This window comes from uncultured Algibacter sp., from assembly GCF_905480415.1.
In the GTDB taxonomy this organism is placed as follows: domain Bacteria; phylum Bacteroidota; class Bacteroidia; order Flavobacteriales; family Flavobacteriaceae; genus Algibacter_B.
In genome coordinates, this window is record NZ_CAJQQI010000083.1 from 1 (window position 1) to 4,950 (window position 4,950).

At 35.0% G+C, this 4,950-nt stretch carries 4 protein-coding genes; all 4 read left to right on the forward strand.

Features of this window, described 5'->3' with window-relative positions; translation table 11 throughout:
- Positions 1–21 precede the first annotated feature (21 nt).
- Positions 22–699: a GTP cyclohydrolase I FolE gene (gene folE / locus QZ260_RS06050; protein WP_295983968.1), complete on the forward strand. Its 678-nt coding sequence runs from the start codon at positions 22–24 to the stop codon at positions 697–699.
- 218 nt (positions 700–917) lie between these two features.
- Positions 918–2,399: a cysteine--tRNA ligase gene (gene cysS / locus QZ260_RS06055; RefSeq protein WP_295983971.1), complete on the forward strand. Its 1,482-nt coding sequence runs from the start codon at positions 918–920 to the stop codon at positions 2,397–2,399.
- 88 nt (positions 2,400–2,487) lie between these two features.
- Positions 2,488–2,721 carry a membrane protein insertion efficiency factor YidD gene (gene yidD, locus QZ260_RS06060; RefSeq protein ID WP_295983973.1) on the forward strand — a complete coding sequence of 78 codons (234 nt, stop codon included), beginning with the start codon at positions 2,488–2,490 and terminating at the stop codon, positions 2,719–2,721.
- A gap of 507 nt (positions 2,722–3,228) precedes the next feature.
- Positions 3,229–4,950 (forward strand): amidohydrolase (locus QZ260_RS06065; RefSeq protein ID WP_295983976.1); only part of this gene is annotated, 1,722 nt, incomplete at its 3' end.

Sequence of the window (4,950 nt, forward strand, 5' to 3'; positions counted from 1 at the left end):
CTAATATTTGACTTATAAATCATGGCTTTTGATAGTAATATAGAGGATTTTGATGCATTAGGAAATGAGCATATTGGTACTTCTGAAAATACACCAATGCGTCATGATGCTTTTAAATTAAATAACGAGGAAAAGATTGACATCATTAAGGATGATGTGCGTCATATCATGGAAACTTTAGGTTTAGATTTAACAGACGATAGTTTAAATGGGACACCAAACCGCGTCGCAAAAATGTTTGTTAATGAAATATTTGGAGGACTAGATCCAGACAAAAAACCAAGTGCTTCTACTTTTGAAAACAAGTACAAGTATGGTGAAATGCTGGTTGAAAAAAATATTACCGTGTATTCAACTTGCGAGCACCATTTATTACCTATAGTGGGGCGTGCTCACATTGCTTACATTTCTAACGGAACTGTGGTTGGGTTATCTAAAATGAATCGTATTGTTGATTATTTTTCAAAGCGCCCACAAGTACAAGAACGACTCACTATACAAGTGGTTAGAGAACTTCAAGAGGTTTTAAACACTAAAGATGTCGCTTGTGTTATAGACGCAAAACATCTGTGTGTAAATTCAAGAGGTATTCGCGATATTGAAAGCAGCACTGTAACTTCAGAATTCGGAGGGAAATTTAAAGACATGTCTACACGTCGTGAATTTCTTGATTATATAAAGTTAGAGACTAAATTCTGATATGTTTGATGTTTAGTCGTAAAGTTATATCAAATTATCAGCTTTACAACTAAACGATAGACCTCTAACTTTTCAAAAGAACTCGAATTTATTTCCGAAGAAAACTATAAAAGCATTAGATTAGATGTTGAATCTATTACTAATAAAATTAACGCCCAAAGAAATCACTTTCTGAAGCCTTAACAACTTAACGACAAACGACTAAACGTTTAATAGAAATGCAGTTATATCAATCAAATCCAATAAAACTATACAACTCACTTACAGGTAAAAAAGAAACATTCAAACCTATTAACGAGGGGCACATTGGAATGTATGTTTGCGGACCTACCGTTTATAGCAATGTTCATTTAGGCAATGTGAGAACCTTCATGTCTTTTGATATGGTTTTTCGTTATTTAAAACATTTGGGTTATAAAGTAAGATATGTTAGAAATATTACTGATGCTGGTCATTTAGAAAATGATGCGGATGCTGGTGAGGATAAAATTACTAAAAAAGCACGTTTAGAACAAATTGAACCTATGGAAGTTGTTCAGCGCTATACCGTAGATTTTCATAATATACTTAACACATTAAACTTTTTACCACCAAGTATTGAGCCTACGGCTACAGGGCACATTATAGAGCAAATTGAACTCATAAGTAAAATTATAGAGAATGGTTTTGCTTATGAGGTTAATGGTTCTGTATATTTTGATGTTCATAAATTCAATGAAACTTATGAATATGGTAAATTAAGTAAGCGTAAACTTGAAGATTTAATACACAATACACGTGTATTAGATGGTCAAAGTGATAAAAAGAATCCACAAGATTTTGCCCTATGGAAAAAAGCCGAACCTCAACATATTATGCGTTGGCCTTCACCTTGGAGTGATGGTTTCCCGGGTTGGCATCTAGAATGTACAGCCATGAGCACTAAATATTTAGGCGAACAGTTTGATATTCATGGTGGTGGTATGGATTTAAAATTTCCGCACCACGAATGTGAAATTGCACAGAATGAAGCTGCTAAAGGAAAAAGTCCGGTTAATTATTGGATGCATGCGAATATGTTAGAGTTGAACGGACAGCGCATGTCTAAAACAACAGGAAACACGGTTAATCCAGATGAATTATTATCTGGAAATAATAAATTCTTTACTAAAGCCTATGGCCCAAGTGTTATTCGGTTTTTTAATGCCATGTCGTCTTACCGAAGCATATTAGATTTAACTAATGATGGACTATTAGCAAGCGAGAAAGGGTTTAATCGATTAATGGATGCTGTGAATCTTTTAGATGATTTAAAAGCCTCTTCAACATCTTCAATAGGAGTTTTAGCATGGAAACAGAAATGTTATGATGCCATGAATGACGATTTTAATTCCCCTATTCTACTCGCCCATTTATTTGAAGCTGCAAAATATATAAATCAAATCAAAGAAGGCTCTGAAACATTATCTTCGGAAGATTTAGATATATTAAAGGACACTATAAATATTTTTGTTTATGATGTTTTAGGTCTAAAAAATACCGCGAAAAGCGAATCTGGAACCGATAAACTTTCAGGAGCTGTTGATGTTTTAATCAGATTAAGACAAGATGCTAGAGCCAATAAGGATTTTGCCATGTCTGATAAAATTCGTGATGAACTAGCAGAAGTTGGTATTCATCTTAAAGATGGTAAGGACGGAACGACGTTTTCTACAAATTAGTTTGATTGTTGGTCGTCGTTATGTCTTTTGTTATTAAGCTGTTTGGTTTATTACGACTTAACGACTAAGATTTCACAAATAACACATAATGAAACTACTCATAGCGCCGTTTTTATTTTTGATTAAAGTCTATCAAATATTGATATCGCCATTAATGCCTGCAACTTGTAGATACAGTCCAACGTGTTCGCATTACAGTAAAGAGGCGCTACAAAAACATGGGTTATTTAAAGGGGGTTGGTTAGCTATAAATCGGGTTTTTAGTTGTCATCCCTGGGGTGGTTCGGGATATGATCCTGTTCCTGAAAAGGATGACAACTAAAAATTTCCCTGCGCGCCAGCTCGCCTATTCTCTAAAAATGTAAACGGTATATTTTTTTAACGTTCCATCGCCTTGGGGTGGTCCGGGAAATGACCCTGTGCCTTAAAACTTGTTATAAACTCAATACATCAAAACATAAGAATAAAAAAAAAGCAAAGTTGTGAATGTTTCTTTTTAGCGGCAATTGGGGTTGCTTACTTTATGTTTCATTCAAAAACCATGCTTTTAACATAATTCCATATGTTATGTCACAAATATATAAAATTATAGATTAAAAACCAATATATTCGACAAAATGCGCATATTTTATTATTTATGATGTATTTTCTTAAAAATATATACAACAAAGTTCCAGTATTTTTGAGTAGAAGCCATGTTTTCACCCCTGCTCACTTGTTTTCAAAAAATGCACATATCACATCTTTTAACGGCCCATTCAAGTTCAAAAAAAGAGAAATAAATCCATTTATATAATTATTGTAACTTCAAGGTCATAAAACAACCCACATGAAATTAATACATATTCGTTATTCTTACTTTGCTATCATTTTACTTTTTGTTTTGGCGTGCTCTAATCCTAAAAAAGAATTTGCTACCATGCTTATTTATGGTGGCACCATTTATACTGTAGACGCTAACTCGACTACTGTAGAGGCTGTAGCCATAAAAAATAACACGATTGTTTTTGCTGGAACCTTTTCGGAAGCTGTAGAATTTAAAAATAACCAAACAGAGCTTATAGATTTAAAAGGCAAAACCATGACACCTGGTTTAATTGAAGGCCATGGTCATTTTATGGGTTTAGGTTATAATGAATTACATCTAGATTTGATGAACACGACAAGCTATCAAGATATTGTAGACGCTGTTGCAGAACGTGTGAAAACGGCTAAACCAGGAGCATGGATTATAGGAAGAGGATGGCATCAAAGTAAATGGGATTCTATGCCTACTGGACTAGTTAAGGGTTTTCAAACGCATCACTTGCTCAGTGAAGCATCACCAGACAACCCTGTTTATTTAGGTCACGCTAGTGGTCATGCAGGGTTTGCAAATGCCAAAGCGATGGAGCAAGCTGGTTTGCAAGTTTTAGCAAAAGAAGGCATCAAGAATTTCAAAATAGAAGGAGGAGAAGTTATTGTAGATGAATTTAGTAGACCAACAGGAATTTTTAATGAACGTGCACAATCTCTAATTCGTAAGCATATTCCAGAAAAAACTCCGGAAACAGACATTCAAGCTTTCAAACTTGCCGTTGAAGCGTGCCATAAAAATGGTATTACAAGTTTTCATGATGCTGGTATATCAAGACAGACTATTGCGTTATATGAAAAAATGAAATTGGAAGGTAAATTGCATACTAGAATATATGCTATGCTTACTGGCTGGGATAAAGACTTACTGAATGAATGGTATGCAAAAGGCCCACTAGTTGATGGTGATCATCTTTTAACCATCAGGTCTGTAAAATTAAATTGTGACGGTGCTTTAGGTTCCCGTGGAGCATGGCTTTTAGAACCCTATACAGATAGGCCTGATCATTTTGGTCATGAAACACTACCAATGGATTTCGTAAAAAAAACAGCTTTAGATGGTCTTAAAAATGGATTTCAAGTATGCGCGCATGCCATTGGTGACCGTGCCAACAAAGAAATTCTTGACCGTTACGAATCTGCTTTTAAAGAATTACCAGATTCGAGCTCAAATCACAGATTCCGGATAGAACATGCCCAACATTTACACCCAGACGATATTCCTCGTTTTGCAGAATTACAGGTTATTCCGGCTATGCAAGCTATCCATATGTCCTCAGACAGACCATGGGCTATTGACCGTTTAGGAGAAAAACGTATTAAAGAAGGCGCTTACATGTGGCAAGCATTACTTCAAAGCGGCATCCCAATTGTTAATGGAACAGATGTTCCTGTGGAACCTATAAATCCAATAGCTAGTTTCTATGCCAGTGTAAGCAGAAAAACGCTGAAAGGTATGCCAGAAGAAGGTTATGAACCAGAACAAAAAATGACCAGAGAACAGGCCTTAAAATCTTATACTTTAGATGCTGCTTTTGGTGCTTTTGAAGAAGATATAAAAGGATCAATTAGTATAGGTAAACTCGCTGATTTTACTATTTATAATCAGGACTTAATGACCGTAGAAGAACATGAAATTTTAAACACAGAAATTGTGATGACTATTTTTGATGGTAAAGTGGTCTATTCATTGAAC